This window comes from Shewanella sp. WXL01, from assembly GCF_012263345.1.
GTDB classification, from domain to species: Bacteria; Pseudomonadota; Gammaproteobacteria; order Enterobacterales; family Shewanellaceae; genus Shewanella; species Shewanella maritima.
On record NZ_JAAIKQ010000001.1, the window covers coordinates 765,534 to 781,294 of the forward strand.

Below are 15,761 nucleotides of genomic sequence, written 5' to 3' on the forward strand. Positions count from 1 at the left end.
GTGTGTTAAGCGACGAGGCTTTTGTCTCTCAGTGTTTGCCAGGCTTCACACACTTGTTTGAAGCGCTCAGCATTACCCTGATCTCTATCTGGGTGCCATTTAAGGGCGAGCTTGCGCCACTGTTTACGAATTTGCTTATCGGTTGCACTCTCGTCTAGTTCAAACACCCTTAAGGCCTGTCCTTTATGCATTAGCTGATGGTTAAGGCCGATGTATTCTTGATAGCTACTCCAAAACGAGTCGAGCATCTCCTTCACTACATTGCTGCATGTATCGTAGTTGCCCCAGTCGAGGTAGTAATCACGCAGGCTAGCATCACTATGATGAAGTAGATCTGCGTTGCTTGGCACGAGTCTAAATAGCTGAATGTCCATCGCCTGAACTTGCAGCCATTGCTTAGGCAATAACATGTCTTGCAGTTCGTAGAGGGCATTCATTAATAGGAAGTTGCGTTTGAAGAGGTCTTTTTCAGGAGAGGTGTCGAGGTCGTGCATTAACCCTTTTTGCTGCAGCTCTGCAGCGAGGTGGTGCACTTTCCAACTTTTAGCGCTCGATTGCAATAGGGTGAGCAATGGCCAGATAAGCGGGTTGTCCCCTTTGAGCGCTTTTACTTGGTCATTGGCCTGTTTAATTGAGGCGACTGGGCTAAGTAACATAACGTCATCTTCATCCTGAATTGGCGATAATTTCTACTATGCCATAGGGGGAAAACAGTGCAAGCAGATTTTGACAGCTAAGATGAGTGCTCAGCGAGCGTATTTGTTATCAACGGGAGGTGATAAGAATTTTGGGTAATAAAAAACGCACTCAATGGAGTGCGTTTCATTTGGCGTTAGCCGAACACTTGCAAATTAGTGACCCAGCCTTTGTTTACAGCGTCTTTAGTGACGGAACATCGCCGAAATAGACTCTTCGTTGCTTACGCGGCGAATCGCTTCAGCAAGTACACCAGACATAGTTAGCTGAGATACTTTGCCTACTTTAAGCATGTCTTCGCTTAGCGGTACAGTGTCAGTCACAATCACTTCATCAATCACTGAGTCAGCGATGTTCTTAGGTGCATTACCTGAGAATACTGGGTGAGTTGCATAAGCAAATACGCGGTTAGCACCGTGCTCTTTTAATGCTTCAGCAGCTTTAGATAGTGTGCCACCAGTATCAATCATGTCATCAACGATGATGCAGTCACGGCCTTGAACGTCGCCGATAATGTGCATAACCTGAGCAACGTTAGCTTGTGGACGGCGTTTGTCGATAATAGCTAAGTCAGAGTCATCAAGTAGTTTAGCAACTGCACGCGCACGTACAACGCCGCCGATATCTGGAGAAACAACCACTGGGTTGTCTAGCTTCTTAGCTAGCATGTCTTCTAGTAGCACAGGGCTACCGAATACGTTGTCTACAGGTACGTCGAAGAAACCTTGGATTTGCTCTGCGTGCAAGTCACAAGTTAATACGCGGTCAACACCAACGCTTGATAGGAAGTCAGCAACAACTTTAGCTGTGATAGGTACACGAGCACTGCGAACACGACGGTCTTGACGAGCATAACCAAAGTAAGGAATTACCGCAGTAATACGGCCAGCAGATGCACGACGTAGCGCATCAACCATGACGATAAGTTCCATTAGGTTGTCGTTAGTTGGCGCGCAAGTAGATTGAATGATGAATACATCCGCACCACGTACGTTCTCGTTGATTTGAACACTGATTTCACCGTCGCTGAAACGGCCTACTTCTGCGTCACCGAGTTTGCAGAATAAACGTTCAGCAATTTTTTCGGCTAATTTAGGGGTAGCGTTACCAGCAAAGAGCTTAATGTCGGGCACTTTATGAACCTCAGGCGTTGGCTTGAATATGGGCTAAATGAGCAAATTCTGCTCACTTAGAAGGATTTTAATAATTTAAAGCTGGGCAAGTCGTTCCAGCAATGGTGACTTGTTTAAGCCTTTAGCAACAAAGCCTTGCATTGAATCTGGCAATTTTGCCAGCGTATCAAGTGCTTGTTGCGAATGCTCAAAACGGCCAAAGACACATGCTCCGGTCCCCGTCATTTGAGACGGCGCATATTCTAGCAGCCAGCTCAAGGCATTGGCAACTTGAGGGTAGGTGTTTGCCACTAAAGTTTGGCAGTCATTTGACCAAGTTCTTTCCATTAGCGATTGCAAATTTAGCTTAGGTGTTTGCCTTGGTAAATCTGGATGTTGGAACACCTGCTGAGTTGAAACATGCACGTCAGGGACGATAACTAAATACCAAGGCTCATCTACTGCAACTGTTTGTAGTTTTTCACCCACGCCCTCGGCGAAAGCCGCGTAACCATTAATAAAAACAGGGACATCGGCACCTAAGCTTAGACCAATTTCAGCCAGTTTTTGGTGAGGAAAGTTAATATTCCAAAGTGCATTGAGTGCCACTAATGTAGTGGCTGCATCTGAAGAGCCGCCTCCAAGACCACCGCCCATCGGCAGCAATTTATCTATCCAAATGTCGGCGCCGCCAGGATAATTTGCCGCTATTTTTAGCGATTTTGCAGCTTTTAGAATTAAGTTATCGCTATCAGCAACAACTTCGGACATCTTGGAATGTAAACGAATGTCACTGGTTTCGGTGACATGGAAATCTAAATAGTCGCAATGGTCAACAAATTGAAACAGAGTTTGTAATTCATGATAACCATCACTACGTCGTCCGGTGACGTGCAGGAACAGGTTTAACTTTGCAGGAGCTGGCCAGCTTTTAGAAATAGGCGCTTTCATGTTGACGTCCTTGTGTCTACTTGATGGGCTGCATTGCTTGCCATTGGTTGTTTTGGATTTTGATTTGTACATCATCTCGCACAATAATGATTTGTCTTGGTATTTGTATGCCTTGCAGTATTTGCCAGCTTCTAAAATCAACTTGCCAATGTGACGCTGTTTGCTCGCTGATGAGCTGCTTTATCGTGCCATCAGCATTATAGCTAACTATTTTGTCTTCGCTGCTAGCTTGACCGGTTATCCATAGAGGCAATCTATCTAAAGGAATATGAATCGACACCATAGAGTCGAGCAAGGTTTGCGGGTCTTTATCAAAATAAGTTTCGCCATTGGCGGTCAATGTTGCACCTTGTGGGCCACTATCTAAAACTAATAAATTAGTGCCAATCATAGTAGTCAGACGTAAATCATCGCCTTGAGCTTGGTGAAACCAATATAAGTTAGTGCTAAATTTATCTGTGTTTGAGCGAACGGCAATTTTACCCTTAAGTTCCCAATGCTGTGCTTGCGCAACATGATTAACGCTAACAGGTTCAAAGTTGGTGTGCTTTAAACTACTGCAGCCATTAAGCATCAACATAAGTAGCAGTAATAAACTTATGAAACTGAATTGGCGCACTGTGATAGCTTGAGGCTTTTGGGTGTTCACACTAATACCAAGATGAGGTTAAACGTTGGGTCATCATACTGCTCCAACTAGCTGATGTAAAAATTGCTTTTACTAAAAAGTGCACTGTTTATGCATTTGCTAACAGCTACAAATAAAATTTAGACATATATTCGGTTTTGTTAACCCAATTGTGTTTTTAGTTTGTGCTTTTAGTAGAATGGCCTAATTAACGAGATCGATAAGAACTTCAGAAAGAGTCAAATGAGTCTAGTAGTAATCGGGATTAACCATAAAACGGCGACAGTAGATTTACGTGAGAAAGTTGCCTTTTCTCCAGATCGCATCCATGACGCAATGAAAAGTTTAGCCAGTCGCAGCCGCACTGGTGAAGCTGTTATCGTGTCTACGTGTAACCGTACCGAACTGTATAGCTGCAATGTCAAACCTGAAGAGGTCATTGAGTGGCTAGAAGAGTATCACGACCTAGATCATGAAGCGCTAATGCCATGTATCTATGCCTATGAAGATCAAATTGCTGTGAAACACCTGATGCGCGTTGCCTCTGGCCTTGACTCGCTTGTACTAGGTGAACCGCAGATTTTAGGTCAGGTAAAGCAAGCGTTTGTTAAAGCAAAAGAAGCGGGCACAACTGCGGTTACGATTGATCGTTTATTCCAAAATACCTTTTCGGTTGCCAAGAAAGTGCGCACCGAAACCGATATTGGCGCCGCTGCAGTATCTGTCGCCTTTGCTGCAGTAAGCATGGCAAAGCATATTTTCTCGTCGCTCAAAACCACTAAGGTACTGTTGATTGGCGCGGGTGAAACTATTGAGTTAGTCGCGAAGCACTTAAAAGATCAAGAAGTGAATTCAATTGTGGTGGCTAATCGCACTGTTGAGCGTGCACAGGCGATGTGTGAAGAGTTCAACGCCACGGCGATTACCCTGCAAGACATTCCAGAGCATTTACCTCACGCCGACATTATTATTTCGTCGACCGCGAGCCCTCTACCTATTTTAGGCAAAGGCATGGTTGAAAAAGCGTTAAAACAACGTCGTCATCAACCTATGTTATTAGTCGATATTGCAGTTCCGAGAGATATTGAAGCAGAAGTCGGTGAGTTAGACGACGCTTTCCTTTATACTGTTGACGATTTACATAGTATCATTGAACAAAACATGGCTTCGCGTAAGGAAGCCGCCGAGCAGGCAGAGATTATTGCCGAAGAACAAGCCGTCTTATTTATGGAGTGGGTGCGTTCTTTAGAGTCGGTTGACAGTATTCGTGAATATCGTAGCCAGTCATTGGCTATTAAAGATGAATTGGTTGAGCGCGCCTTGAATAAAATTCAGCAAGGTGGCAACGGCGAGCAAGTAATTTTAGAGCTTGCTAATAAGTTAACCAATCGCCTCATTCACGCACCAACCCAGGCGTTGACTTCAGCCAGTCGCCAGGGTGATTTAAATACATTAGGTCAACTGCGAGTCGCGCTTGGTTTAGATAAACACTAGCAGCTAAATATTCAGTTCAATCCTACTTAGCACTGCAATCGCAGTGCTTTGTTGGTTGTAAAGCAAAATTTAGGTGAACAGCAAGGGTTAGCCAGTTACATGAAACCATCCGTTATCCGCAAGCTTGAAGGCTTGCTAGAGCGTAATGAAGAAGTTTTAGCATTACTAAGTGATGCCAGTGTGATTGCGGATCAAGACAGATTCCGCACCTTATCAAAAGAATATGCTCAACTTGAAGACGTAGTAAAAAGCTTCAAGGCATTCCAGCAGGCGCAAGAAGACCTAGAGTCAGCCGAAATGATGCTGGAAGAAGATGACGCTGAAATGCGTGAAATGGCGCAGGAAGAAATTAAAGAAGCTAAGCAAGCATTAGAGCGTCTAGAAGACGAGCTGCAAATCTTGCTGCTACCAAAAGATCCAAATGACGACCGTAACGCCTTCATCGAAATCCGCGCAGGCGCTGGTGGTGATGAAGCGGCAATTTTCGCCGGTGATTTGTTCCGCATGTACTCTCGCTACTGTGAGTCGAACAAGTGGCAAATGGAGATCATGAACGCTAACGAAGGCGAGCATGGCGGTTTCAAAGAGCTTATTGTGCAAGTTACTGGTGATGGCGTATACGGCAAGCTCAAGTTTGAGTCTGGCGGACACCGCGTACAACGCGTGCCAGAAACCGAATCACAAGGTCGCGTACACACCTCTGCCGTAACGGTTGTCGTATTGCCAGAAATTCCAGAAGCTGAGCAAATCTCGATTAACCCTGCCGATCTTAAAGTCGATACTTTCCGCGCCTCAGGTGCGGGTGGTCAGCACGTTAACAAAACTGACTCGGCTATTCGTATTACTCACGTACCGTCAGGTATTGTGGTCGAGTGTCAAGATCAGCGCTCACAGCACAAAAACCGTGCTCAAGCCATGAGCGTGTTATCGGCGCGCCTACAAGCGGTTGAAGATGAAAAACGCCGCAGTGAAGAAGAGTCTACTCGACGTAATCTAGTCGCAAGTGGTGATCGCTCTGAGCGTATCCGTACTTATAACTTCCCTCAAGGTCGTTTAAGTGAGCACCGTATCAACCTAACGCTGTATCGCTTGGGTGAGATTATGGAAGGCGATCTAAACGCGATTATTGAGCCGCTAACTCAAGAAGAACAAGCCGATAAACTTGCCGCACTCGCAGACGAGTAAGGATTAAGGCTTGGCACAATCTAGTCAAACCATTGCGCAGGCGCTGCAATGGGCAAGCGAGCAATTACACTCTACCTCTGAGTCGGCGAAAGTCGATGCAGAGGCCTTGCTACTGCATTGCATCAATAAAAATCGCAGTTACTTATATACCTGGCCAGATAAAACCTTGACCTCTGCTCAGCAAGCTGACTTTGAGGCTATGGTTGCAAAAAGGCAAGCCGGCCGCCCTGTGGCGCACATTATTGGTGAGCGCGAGTTTTGGTCGCTGCCGTTTTTAGTTAACGATACAACTTTAATCCCAAGGCCTGATACCGAGATTTTAGTTGAAAGCGCCCTGAATCTACCGCTTGCAGACAACGCTAATGTGCTTGATTTAGGTACTGGTACTGGCGCAATAGCCTTGTCACTAGCCTATGAACGCCCAAGTTGGCAGGTAACTGCAATTGATAAGGTGCCAGAAGCTGTTGCCCTTGCAAAGGCGAATCGTGACAATTTAAAGCTCGGCCATGTAGAGATTTTACAGTCTGATTGGTTTAGTGAAGTTGCCGATAAACGATTTGATTTGATTGTGTCTAACCCACCGTATATTGACGAAGCGGATAACCACCTATCGCAAGGTGATGTGCGCTTTGAACCGCACAGTGCGTTAACTGCAAAAGATCAGGGTTATGCTGATTTATTTCACATTGCACAAACGGCAAAAAGCTACTTAACTTCAGGTGGTTATTTACTGTTGGAGCATGGTTATCAGCAAGCAATTAAGGTGCGAGAAAAGCTGATTGAGCTTGGCTATCAAGATGTGGCGACCATTCGAGATTTTGGCAGTAATGATCGCTGTACTTTAGGTCGACTGTGCTGAAGGCTCCTGGCCGTCTAGGCTGAAGCTCCAGGTCGATTGGGCTGAAGGCTCTTGGCCGTCTAGGCTAAAGCTCCGCGTCTTATTGACCGAGGCAAGTTAGTTGTGAAAAATTGAGACCTGAGCGCAAGTTAGCTACCCCACATGGATGTTGACATGAACTTTTTAGCGTGACGCTACTGGAGCAATCAAAGTTGTGGCTAAGTTAACAATTCGAGTAAACTGGCTGCGTTTTATTCTGCTCTAAATAAAATCAACAAAGACAGAGATTTAAAAAATGGAAACATTTTACAGTTTATACCCTGCCGTTAAACATACGCATATGTTGTTTTTGGCATTAAGTATCGCCTTGTTTGTATTACGTTTTGGTCTGCATTTACGTCAGTCTCCATTAATGGAGAAAAAGCTACTGAAAGTCGGGCCACACGTGATTGATACTTTCTTATTAGTGTCAGGCTTTACCCTTTGCTTTATGATCAAACAGTACCCATTTGTAGATGCATGGATGACTGAAAAAATCATCTGCGTGGTGGCGTACATCGTATTAGGGATCATGGCATTAAAATCAAACCGTAATAAGCTATTTAAGTTCTTTGCTTTCATTGGTGCAATTGGTTGGTTAGTGCTAGCGGCCAAGCTGGCTCATTTTAAACAAGTTGTATTAATGGGTTAATTGATTCTGTCATGAAGCATACTTTTCTATCTGATGACTCAGTGTCTATTCCAGAGACTGCGTTCGATTTATCAGAGCACCTTGGCTTTTTACCTTCTAAAGCGGCGCAGTGGGCGTGGTACGAGTTATCTGGCTCTGTGCTAAGTCGCTATGTTGTCGATCAACAAGCTCGTCTAGATGGTCTATTTAAATGGTTTTTCAATGACCTAGGTTTTTGCGCTAAAGAAGATTACTTTAGTGTCGAAGCAGCTGATTTAAGCTACTGCGTGACGAAAAGACAAGGTAACAGCACTACGCTTTCGACTTTGTTGGTATTGCTCGCTAAGCAGCTAGACTTGCCACTTGAAGCGGTATTATTGCCAGGGCACACAGTGCTTCGCAGTAAACTTAACGGTAAACAGGTTTATCATGATCCGTTTAGTGGTGAGCCTATGACTCGCCGTCAGTTGCATAATTTAGTGCGCGGTGAGTTAGGTAATGCAGCCCGCCTTAAGCCAAAGCACGTAAAAGCTGCCACGGTAAAAACCTTGATTTCGCGTATGCTTAATGAGCTCAAAGCCAGCTGTATTTTGACGCAAAAATTTGAGCAAGCCATGGAGTGTTGTAGCTTGCTACTGCAATGGCACCCTGGCGATGTGCACCTTAATCGCGAGCGCGCTTTTATTGCCCAGCAGTTGGGTTGTATAAAAGTGGCGATGTCAGACTTGCAGCACTTTATTGATAGCAGCCCGCATGACCCTGTTACTGAGCTAGTAAAGATGCAGCTTAAAGAGCTCAGTCAGCAGTCACAAACCTTGCACTAGCACCATATATAACCTTTAAGTGCGTGAGCGAAAGCTTGCGCACTTTTGTATTTTATAGGGCGAAATTTCTACAAAGAGGCCAGATATCCACCGCTTTGTGAGACGCAGGGCAGTAGCGATTGCCATTTTGTGATAAAACCCCATAGCTCAGTTGATTGAACTCTAAAGATTGAGCCTGTAGAGATGAAGCAAAAATAGCTGCTCAAACTAAAAAAACAGCCTGCGTAGCGGGATAACAATAATAACGATATTGCACAATTAAAATTGCAAGGGAGACGCAAGCATGACAACGCCTGCATTAGTGACCAACGACGCCACGGCATTAGGCCTGTTAGCTGCGATCCTTGGTTTTGTTTTTTATACCAACAGTTCAAATAACCCATTTTGGAAGAAGTTTTACACCTTCGTACCAGCCTTATTACTGTGTTATTTCTTGCCGTCACTACTAAATACCTTTGGTATTGTTGATGGTCACTCATCTAATTTGTACTTTGTTGCCTCGCGTTACTTACTGCCAGCTTGTTTGGTGTTGCTTATCTTAAGTGTCGACTTAAAAGCCATTTTAGGTCTGGGCCCTAAAGCTATTGTGATGTTCTTAACTGGTACCATAGGTATTGTGATTGGTGGCCCCATTGCGCTGTTAATTATTTCAGCGCTTAACCCAGAGGTGATTGGTGGTCATGGCCCTGATGCAGTATGGCGCGGCATGACAACCTTAGCTGGTAGCTGGATTGGCGGCGGCGCTAACCAAGCGTCAATGAAAGAAATTTATGAAGTTGGCGGTGATATCTTCTCAGTGATGGTCACCGTAGATGTGATTGTTGCTAATATTTGGATGGCTGTATTGTTACTGATGGCATCAAGAGCTAAGCAAATTGACGCCAAAACAGGTGCTGACACCAGCGCCATTGAGCGTTTAAAAGTGCGTGTTGAGCAGTATCACGCTGAAAATGCGCGTATTCCAAGCCTGCCTGATCTAATGATGATTGTGGCTGTGGGTTTTGGTATAACCGGTATTGCCCACTTTGGCGCTGATATTCTTGGGCCATTTTTTGAAGCAAATTACCCATGGACTCGCGATTACAGCTTAACGTCTAAGTTCTTCTGGCTGGTGGTGATTGTCACTACAATTGGCTTGGCGCTGTCGTTTACCCGTGTGCGTCATATTGAAGCTGCGGGGGCGTCAAAAGTAGCCTCTGCGTTCCTGTACATCTTAGTAGCGACCATTGGTTTACATATGGATGTGTCAAAGCTCGCTGATGAGCAAAACCTTTGGTACTTCGCCATTGGTATGATTTGGATGATTGTACACGCGAGCTTTATGCTTATCGTTGCTAAAATTATTAAAGCGCCACTGTTTTATATGGCTGTAGGTAGTCAGGCTAACGTTGGCGGCGCGGCCTCGGCGCCGGTAGTTGCGGCGGCATTTCATCCGGCACTCGCGCCAGTCGGTGTATTGCTAGCAGTATTTGGCTATGCAGTAGGGACTTACATGGCATGGTTATGTGGTCAGCTATTACAGGTGATTGCAGCATAAATTAGCGTGTTGGCATTGGGCGAACACGCACAATTTTTTGATTAAAGAGAATATACTATGGAACAAAAAGTTATCGGCTTTAGCGGCTTAGAAGTCGCCAACGACAGGCCATTTGTTTTATTTGGCGGTATGAACGTGCTTGAGTCTCGTGATCTCGCTATGTCGATTGCCGAGCACTATGTAAAGGTTACTGAAAAGCTTGGTATTCCATATGTATTTAAGGCGTCGTTTGACAAAGCTAATCGCTCTTCAGTGAATTCTTACCGTGGCCCAGGTATGGATGATGGGCTTAAGATTTTTGAAGAGATTAAATCGACCTTCAATGTGCCTATTATTACTGACGTACATGAGCCTTACCAATGTCAGCCGGTTGCCGACGTGGTTGATGTGATCCAATTGCCAGCGTTTTTAGCCCGCCAAACCGATCTTGTTGTCGCCATGGCAAAAACCAAAGCCATTATTAATGTGAAAAAGCCGCAATTTCTAGCACCGCACGAAATGCGCCATATCATCAATAAGTTTAATGAAGCAGGTAACGACAACATTATGTTGTGTGAGCGTGGCTCAAGCTTTGGTTACAACAACCTAGTTGTTGATATGCTAGGTATGGATGAAATGAAGCAGTCAGGTTACCCAGTGATCTTTGATGCTACTCACGCGCTGCAACGCCCTGGTGGTCGCGCCGATAGCGCTGGTGGCCGCCGTGCTCAAGCGACTGAGCTTGCTCGCAGTGGTATGGCATTAGGTCTAGCTGGACTGTTTATCGAAGCGCATCCAAACCCTGATGAAGCTAAGTGTGACGGCCCATGTGCGCTGCCTTTGCACCAATTAGAGAATTACCTTACTCAGATGAAAGCTATCGATGACTTAGTTAAGTCATTTGCGCCGATTGATACCAGTAAGTAGCTGCTTACTGTTCTAGTTAATGAAAAAGCCCTGACTCCTTATAAGTCAGGGCTTTTTGTTAGCTGCGCTACTGCCAACTCGGAGGAATTACCTGAGCGTTGGCTTCGCAAGTCCTTTAAACTTTCTTAGCAAGGCGCGGTTAAATTACCCGTGATGGCTTCACTACAGCTTCCGGTAATGACGAGCTGCAGTTATTTAAGCTTACCAACAAAAGGAGCAATCGAACTTGTTGGTGGCACAACCTCATCATCTAGGCCAATTAACTTGGCAATTAATGCATAGATGTGGACGTTCTCAAATGCGTTAATTCGCCCCGCTTTAAAGGCTGGCCCTTGGGCGAGGAAAATGCCATCGAGCTGTATTGTCGCTTGTGGGTCATAACCGTGAGTAGCCTTGCCATCGACCACTTTTTCATTATCAAACACATAAGGCGGGTGTGCGTTTAAGATAAGATCCGGCATTACATCCGATTGCTTGTCAAAGTGCCAATGAGCTGGGTATTCACTTGGTTTGAGAATTTGATAGCGTTTATCTTGCTCGGCCAATTGGTCCGCTTTGAGTTGGCGATAAGCGGCATCAAGTACCACTTGCTGATCACCATAAACATATAGTTGGGTTTGACCATTTACTGTGATTAATTGATCGTTATCCAGTAATACTTGTGGGTCGGCAATTGGGTTAAGGCTGTCAATATCCACCATGCCATGATCTGATACTATCACTAGGTTAATATTTTGGGTCGCTGCATTTGCCTGTATGTAGGCTCGTAGCTTGCCAATTAAGCTATCAACTTCAGAAATGGCATTAGCAAGTTCATCTGAATTAGTACCATATGTGTGTCCGGCGCTGTCGACTGTCGAAAAATACCCAAAGATAAGTTTAGGTCGCTTGCTTTTGTTGCGGTTTAACCAGTCAATGATTTGCTCGATACGATCGGCATTTGGTGTATTGTGCTTGTATGTAAAAAACTCAGTGGGTGAGTATTCACCATGGTCGATTTCAGACTCAGGCCAGAAGTAAATCGCACTGGCTTTAGCTGCTTTTTCGGCTTCAACCCAAATAGGTTTGGCACTTAACCATTTAGGTTGCTCACGCCCAGCACCTAAGCTGTAATTCTTTTTGAGTGTTTTCGAATAAAACTTGTTTTGTACTATGCCGTGAGTTTGCGGGTATACGCCGGTCACCATGCTTATATGGTTGGGAAACGTCTTACTCGGAAATACTGGTGTTAAGCCGTCACTAGCAAGGTGTTTGCTGCGTATTTCAATTAGGTTGGGTGCGACTTTAGCAAGCTTTGGATTGTTGAGATAATGATTGGCAAAGCCATCGATTGAAATCACCACTGTAGTGCTGTCACTCTGGTTTTGCTCTGCATTAACCAAAAGTGTCACTGGTAATAAAGTGATAGCAAAAGCCAGCTTAATTAGCGTCCTTGAGCGTATAATGCGAACTGCTGCATGATACATGTGTGATTTCCCTACGTTGATGAGTGCTTGTGTGGTTTTTGAGCGCTCATTCTACCGTTAAAACCCGCCTAGGTTTAAGTTAAGAAATGTGACAATTGCCTGCTTGACATAAATTCACCACCCACGGCTACGTAAAAGTGCGAATCTTGATTCATCACTTTTGCGGGTGAAATCTATTCAAAAATAAGCTAAGCCTTGGCTTATTTTCTGTTAATAAGAGTATAGTTTAGAGCCAGTTAACAGTTTCAGTCGCTAGGAGCGTCAAGTATGTGGATAGGTTTCACCTTGCTAGCAGCATTCATGCAAGCATGGCGCAATGCGTTGCAATCTAAGCTTAGTCAAGATGTGAGTATCACTGGCGTAACGCTAGCAAGGTTTATCGCTGCAGGCCCGATTGCAGCCTTGTATTTAGCCATCTTGTATCAAACGCATAGTGTTCCTAAGCTAAGTTTTAGCAATACCTTTTATTTGTATATCGCCCAGGCATCCTTGATGCAGATTATCGCCACTGCATTGATGGTGAAGCTTTTTACCTTAAAGAACTATGCGGTTGGCGCCGGACTTGCCAAAAGTGAGGCCATCGTTGCAGCAGTGTTTGGGCTGATGTTCTTTGGCGTGCAATTAACTGCGCTTGGTTGGGCTGGCGTTGCTGTTGGCGCATTGGCTGTTATGGTGCTGAGCGGTGCGTTTAAGCTCAATAGCGCATCTCGCTTAAGTAATGAAAGCAAAGGCAGTTATTCTTGGTCAACGGTTCTATTAGGGCTAGCTTGCGGCAGTGCATTCGCACTGACCTCACTCAGCGTGCGTGAAGCGAGCTTGCAATTGCAAGGCCCTTATATGGTAAGAGCTGCCTGGGTGTTGCTGTTGGTGATTAGCAGCCAAACGCTTATTTTGGTGAGTTATTTGCTGCTTAAGCAGCGTCAGACTTTGGTTAAGCTTTGGCACAACAAACGGCTTACTCTAGCAGTGAGCGTTACCAGTTGTATTGGCTCTATTGGGTGGTTTAGCGCAATGGCGCTAGAGTCGGTGCCGTTAGTGAAAACTCTAGGGCAAATAGAAGTCTTCTTTATGCTGCTAATTGGTCGTTACTGGCTAAAGCAACCAAATACTAAAAGTGATGTGCTGGGGTTACTGCTGATCGCAATTGCCGCATTATTGGTTATCTGGGGTTAGCGGTTTATTCATCGCTTTATGAGCGTTTGTCTAGCGCTTGTTGCCAGAGCTGCCATTAAACACATGACTGCAAATATGCGCGAGCAGGCAGCCAAGTGTCGCTCCTGCTAAAAGGTCGCCTAAATAGTGATAGTTTTGTCCTAACTGCCCGGCAATGGTTGCGAGCATGGCGGTTATCCAAACTGGTGCAAGTTTGGGAAAATAGCGCCACAACATGCTCGCCAGTGCAAAACTAAATAACGCATGACCTGATGGAAACGAGTGGAAGCCTTTTTCTAGCGTCAGTGGGTAGAAACCTTCAACGCCGTGGCTGATCCAAGATGGGTTATCGTTAATCCAGGTCTCTGGCCAGGTGCGGCCAAACAGCATCTTTGCGCCTACCCGTACACAGGTGGCCAGTATCAATGAGCTAACTAGCTGCAATACGGCTTGTTTTAATCTCTCCCGCCAAGGTCTGTAAAGACTGCCGATAATGATCGCACCAGCTATCGCTTCAAGCAGCACGGGGATATCGGAAAACAGCTTAAACAGCATATTAGGCTGACTATGTTGATGCAGCCAGCTTGCTAAGGGGCGGTCAATAAAGCCAATTGCAAGCATCACGCATAGTGCTGCAAAAAGGTATGCCAGTACATAATTGCGCTTAAACGGAATAGGTGCAGGGTTTGGCTTGAATATCATTTATTTATCGTGACAATCATTTAGCAAATGAGGTGCTCAGCAACAGGGCGCCTAGTCAAGCGCATCATAGCTTGGCTGTAATTAGTTAAGCGCATCATAGCTTGCTTGTAATTGATGGATTTGCTCAACCAATGCCTGATTCACCTGTGTGTTAATGTCTGCCGAGCGTGCTCTCATCAACACATAACCATTTATTTGGTCAATCTCGGTTTTGCGCTGGTGTGCGACATCTTGATGCATTGACGAGTAGTTTGCTGCAGTAAGCTCGATAACCTTAGCGACATTGTGAGTCATTTGCTGCGCATCGAGTGTTACGCCATCAGCTTTGGCGACTTGCACGCATTCATCAATAATCGCGGCAATTTGGCTCTGGTATTGTTCTGCCGCCAGCTGACCATTTTGACACTGCTCAATCGCAGTGAGCGGGTTAATAGCGCAGTTGATAGTCAGCTTAGCCCATAGGGCCGTGACAATATCATCGCTAATCGTTAGGTTTGGAATTGCCTTGCTAATAAGCGCTAATAAGCTGTTGTCCATTTGCGGCCCAGCAAACAAGCCCAGGCTAGTTGCACCATTGCCCGTTTGTTTAATCGCAAAAGCATCAGTCTTTAACGCTGCTTGTGAAGTAGTAGCTAGGGTTAAGCCGATATTTGCTGTTTGAGTTGACGAGCTATTTAGCAGGTTTTGCACTTCAAGGTGCGGGCCCATGCCATTGTGTAACAGCATAATATGGCTATCAATTGGCAGGTGCGCAAGTAACTGCTTGAGGGCACTCGCTACCTGATAAGCCTTAACGCATACGATGACAAGCTTTACCTGAGCAAGCTCCTGCGTCAGTGTGTTTGATGCAATATCGATAAGCTGACAATGATAGTTTGTTGAATTGCCATCAAGGCTAGTAAAGCTAAGCTGCTGGTTTATGCTAGCTTGCTCGAAACGCTCGTGACTCACAATCAGCTTTAGTGCAGCTTGTTGTGTATTTATTTGAGTCGCTAGTTGCTGATGAATTAACTGCCCAATAGCACCAGCGCCTAGAATGGCGATTTGACCATTGATAACCTGCATATTTGCCATTTAGTTATCAGCCTTGCTGTGTACTTGTGCAGATTTGCCATTTAGTTCACCGGATTTAATACTTTGCGCGCCAGCTTTGCCTTTACTGCCGTATTTGAACATGTGGTAGATTTTCAAGCACACATAAAACAAACCAACACCTAATAGATCGGCAGCGACATCGTCAACTGACGCATTGCGATAGGGCAGCTGTGATTGGATAACTTCGATTAAAATCGCATACAAGGTTAAAATTGACGTTAAGATGTACCATTTGGGTTTAAAGGCATAGTAGGCGAGGTATGACAACGCAAAAAAGCTGCCTAAATGGCCGACTTTATCCATGTGTTGGAACGTCACAGGATAGTTTCCAGGCTTTGAGAAAACCAGGTAGCTAACGATGATAAAAGTGACAATCAACGCTAGCTTGAAAATGTTTCTATAGCTAATCACAAGCCTGAGGATACCTTAGAATAATAGTGTTTCGCCAAATCATAAGAAAACTACTTACACTTGTCACCGTAAACCTGATTTATATTAAAAAATT

16 protein-coding genes are annotated in these 15,761 nt (G+C 45.0%); 8 read left to right on the forward strand and 8 right to left on the reverse strand.

The genetic code is table 11. The features are described 5' to 3' along the window. Positions 1-5: 5 nt before the first annotated feature. The 4 genes from G3R49_RS03270 to lolB form a co-directional block, all read right to left on the reverse strand. Positions 6-656 (reverse strand): DNA-J related domain-containing protein, encoded by a 651-nt coding sequence (locus G3R49_RS03270; RefSeq protein ID WP_167868624.1) that lies wholly within the window; start codon positions 654-656, stop codon positions 6-8. 225 nt (positions 657-881) lie between these two features. After that, positions 882-1,829 (reverse strand): ribose-phosphate pyrophosphokinase, encoded by a 948-nt coding sequence (locus G3R49_RS03275; RefSeq protein ID WP_130598307.1) that lies wholly within the window; start codon positions 1,827-1,829, stop codon positions 882-884. 75 nt (positions 1,830-1,904) lie between these two features. Next, positions 1,905-2,759 carry a 4-(cytidine 5'-diphospho)-2-C-methyl-D-erythritol kinase gene (ispE, locus tag G3R49_RS03280; RefSeq protein WP_167868625.1) on the reverse strand — a complete coding sequence of 285 codons (855 nt, stop codon included), beginning with the start codon at positions 2,757-2,759 and terminating at the stop codon, positions 1,905-1,907. A 16-nt stretch (positions 2,760-2,775) separates the two neighbouring features. Then, complete coding sequence (lolB, locus tag G3R49_RS03285; RefSeq protein WP_348633901.1) at positions 2,776-3,408, reverse strand: lipoprotein insertase outer membrane protein LolB; 633 nt, start codon at positions 3,406-3,408, stop codon at positions 2,776-2,778. 222 nt (positions 3,409-3,630) lie between these two features. Here lolB and hemA point away from each other — a divergent pair, with 222 nt between their 5' ends. The 7 genes from hemA (at position 3,631) to kdsA (ending at position 10,841) form a co-directional block, all read left to right on the forward strand. Beyond that, on the forward strand, positions 3,631-4,881 hold the full coding sequence (gene hemA / locus G3R49_RS03290) for a glutamyl-tRNA reductase (protein ID WP_167868626.1): 1,251 nt from the start codon (positions 3,631-3,633) through the stop codon (positions 4,879-4,881). Between the two features lie 99 nt (positions 4,882-4,980). After that, the gene (gene prfA, locus G3R49_RS03295; RefSeq protein ID WP_130598301.1) at positions 4,981-6,066 is read left to right on the forward strand and encodes a peptide chain release factor 1; all 1,086 of its coding nucleotides are present in this window, start codon (positions 4,981-4,983) and stop codon (positions 6,064-6,066) included. Positions 6,067-6,076: 10 nt separating this feature from the next. Continuing rightward, positions 6,077-6,925: a peptide chain release factor N(5)-glutamine methyltransferase gene (prmC, locus tag G3R49_RS03300; RefSeq protein ID WP_167868627.1), complete on the forward strand. Its 849-nt coding sequence runs from the start codon at positions 6,077-6,079 to the stop codon at positions 6,923-6,925. Positions 6,926-7,199: 274 nt separating this feature from the next. Then, positions 7,200-7,595, forward strand: coding sequence for a SirB2 family protein (locus G3R49_RS03305; protein ID WP_130598297.1), 396 nt, complete (start codon positions 7,200-7,202; stop codon positions 7,593-7,595). Between the two features lie 11 nt (positions 7,596-7,606). Continuing rightward, a complete protein-coding gene (locus G3R49_RS03310) occupies positions 7,607-8,398 on the forward strand; it encodes a tetratricopeptide repeat protein (protein WP_130598295.1) in 792 nt (263 codons plus the stop codon). Positions 8,399-8,681: 283 nt separating this feature from the next. Next, complete coding sequence (locus G3R49_RS03315) at positions 8,682-9,935, forward strand: DUF819 domain-containing protein (protein WP_167868628.1); 1,254 nt, start codon at positions 8,682-8,684, stop codon at positions 9,933-9,935. Between the two features lie 57 nt (positions 9,936-9,992). Next, complete coding sequence (gene kdsA, locus G3R49_RS03320; RefSeq protein ID WP_167868629.1) at positions 9,993-10,841, forward strand: 3-deoxy-8-phosphooctulonate synthase; 849 nt, start codon at positions 9,993-9,995, stop codon at positions 10,839-10,841. Between the two features lie 191 nt (positions 10,842-11,032). Here the strand turns inward: kdsA and G3R49_RS03325 are convergent, their stop codons facing one another. Beyond that, the gene (locus G3R49_RS03325) at positions 11,033-12,307 is read right to left on the reverse strand and encodes an alkaline phosphatase family protein (RefSeq protein ID WP_167868630.1); all 1,275 of its coding nucleotides are present in this window, start codon (positions 12,305-12,307) and stop codon (positions 11,033-11,035) included. A 267-nt stretch (positions 12,308-12,574) separates the two neighbouring features. Here G3R49_RS03325 and G3R49_RS03330 point away from each other — a divergent pair, with 267 nt between their 5' ends. Continuing rightward, a complete protein-coding gene (locus G3R49_RS03330; RefSeq protein WP_167868631.1) occupies positions 12,575-13,480 on the forward strand; it encodes a multidrug transporter in 906 nt (301 codons plus the stop codon). 30 nt (positions 13,481-13,510) lie between these two features. Here the strand turns inward: G3R49_RS03330 and G3R49_RS03335 are convergent, their stop codons facing one another. From G3R49_RS03335 to G3R49_RS03345, 3 genes are all read right to left on the reverse strand, one after another. After that, the gene (locus tag G3R49_RS03335; protein WP_167868632.1) at positions 13,511-14,161 is read right to left on the reverse strand and encodes a phosphatase PAP2 family protein; all 651 of its coding nucleotides are present in this window, start codon (positions 14,159-14,161) and stop codon (positions 13,511-13,513) included. Between the two features lie 81 nt (positions 14,162-14,242). Continuing rightward, positions 14,243-15,235 (reverse strand): ketopantoate reductase family protein, encoded by a 993-nt coding sequence (locus tag G3R49_RS03340; protein ID WP_167868633.1) that lies wholly within the window; start codon positions 15,233-15,235, stop codon positions 14,243-14,245. Further along, the gene (locus G3R49_RS03345; protein WP_130598281.1) at positions 15,236-15,667 is read right to left on the reverse strand and encodes a VanZ family protein; all 432 of its coding nucleotides are present in this window, start codon (positions 15,665-15,667) and stop codon (positions 15,236-15,238) included. Between the last annotated feature and the right edge of the window lie 94 nt (positions 15,668-15,761).

What these genes read in the sequence shown, in the direction of transcription:
- G3R49_RS03310 (WP_130598295.1), top strand. Translation starts at nt 7,607, where the DNA reads ATGAAGCATACTTTTCTATCTGATGACTCAGTGTCTATTCCAGAGACT.
- G3R49_RS03330 (WP_167868631.1), top strand. Translation starts at nt 12,575, where the DNA reads ATGTGGATAGGTTTCACCTTGCTAGCAGCATTCATGCAAGCATGGCGC.
- G3R49_RS03315 (WP_167868628.1), top strand. Translation starts at nt 8,682, where the DNA reads ATGACAACGCCTGCATTAGTGACCAACGACGCCACGGCATTAGGCCTG.
- G3R49_RS03325 (WP_167868630.1), bottom strand. Translation starts at nt 12,307, where the DNA reads ATGTATCATGCAGCAGTTCGCATTATACGCTCAAGGACGCTAATTAAG.
- G3R49_RS03340 (WP_167868633.1), bottom strand. Translation starts at nt 15,235, where the DNA reads ATGGCAAATATGCAGGTTATCAATGGTCAAATCGCCATTCTAGGCGCT.
- prfA (WP_130598301.1), top strand. Translation starts at nt 4,981, where the DNA reads ATGAAACCATCCGTTATCCGCAAGCTTGAAGGCTTGCTAGAGCGTAAT.
- hemA (WP_167868626.1), top strand. Translation starts at nt 3,631, where the DNA reads ATGAGTCTAGTAGTAATCGGGATTAACCATAAAACGGCGACAGTAGAT.
- ispE (WP_167868625.1), bottom strand. Translation starts at nt 2,759, where the DNA reads ATGAAAGCGCCTATTTCTAAAAGCTGGCCAGCTCCTGCAAAGTTAAAC.
- G3R49_RS03270 (WP_167868624.1), bottom strand. Translation starts at nt 656, where the DNA reads ATGTTACTTAGCCCAGTCGCCTCAATTAAACAGGCCAATGACCAAGTA.
- G3R49_RS03335 (WP_167868632.1), bottom strand. Translation starts at nt 14,161, where the DNA reads ATGATATTCAAGCCAAACCCTGCACCTATTCCGTTTAAGCGCAATTAT.
- G3R49_RS03305 (WP_130598297.1), top strand. Translation starts at nt 7,200, where the DNA reads ATGGAAACATTTTACAGTTTATACCCTGCCGTTAAACATACGCATATG.
- kdsA (WP_167868629.1), top strand. Translation starts at nt 9,993, where the DNA reads ATGGAACAAAAAGTTATCGGCTTTAGCGGCTTAGAAGTCGCCAACGAC.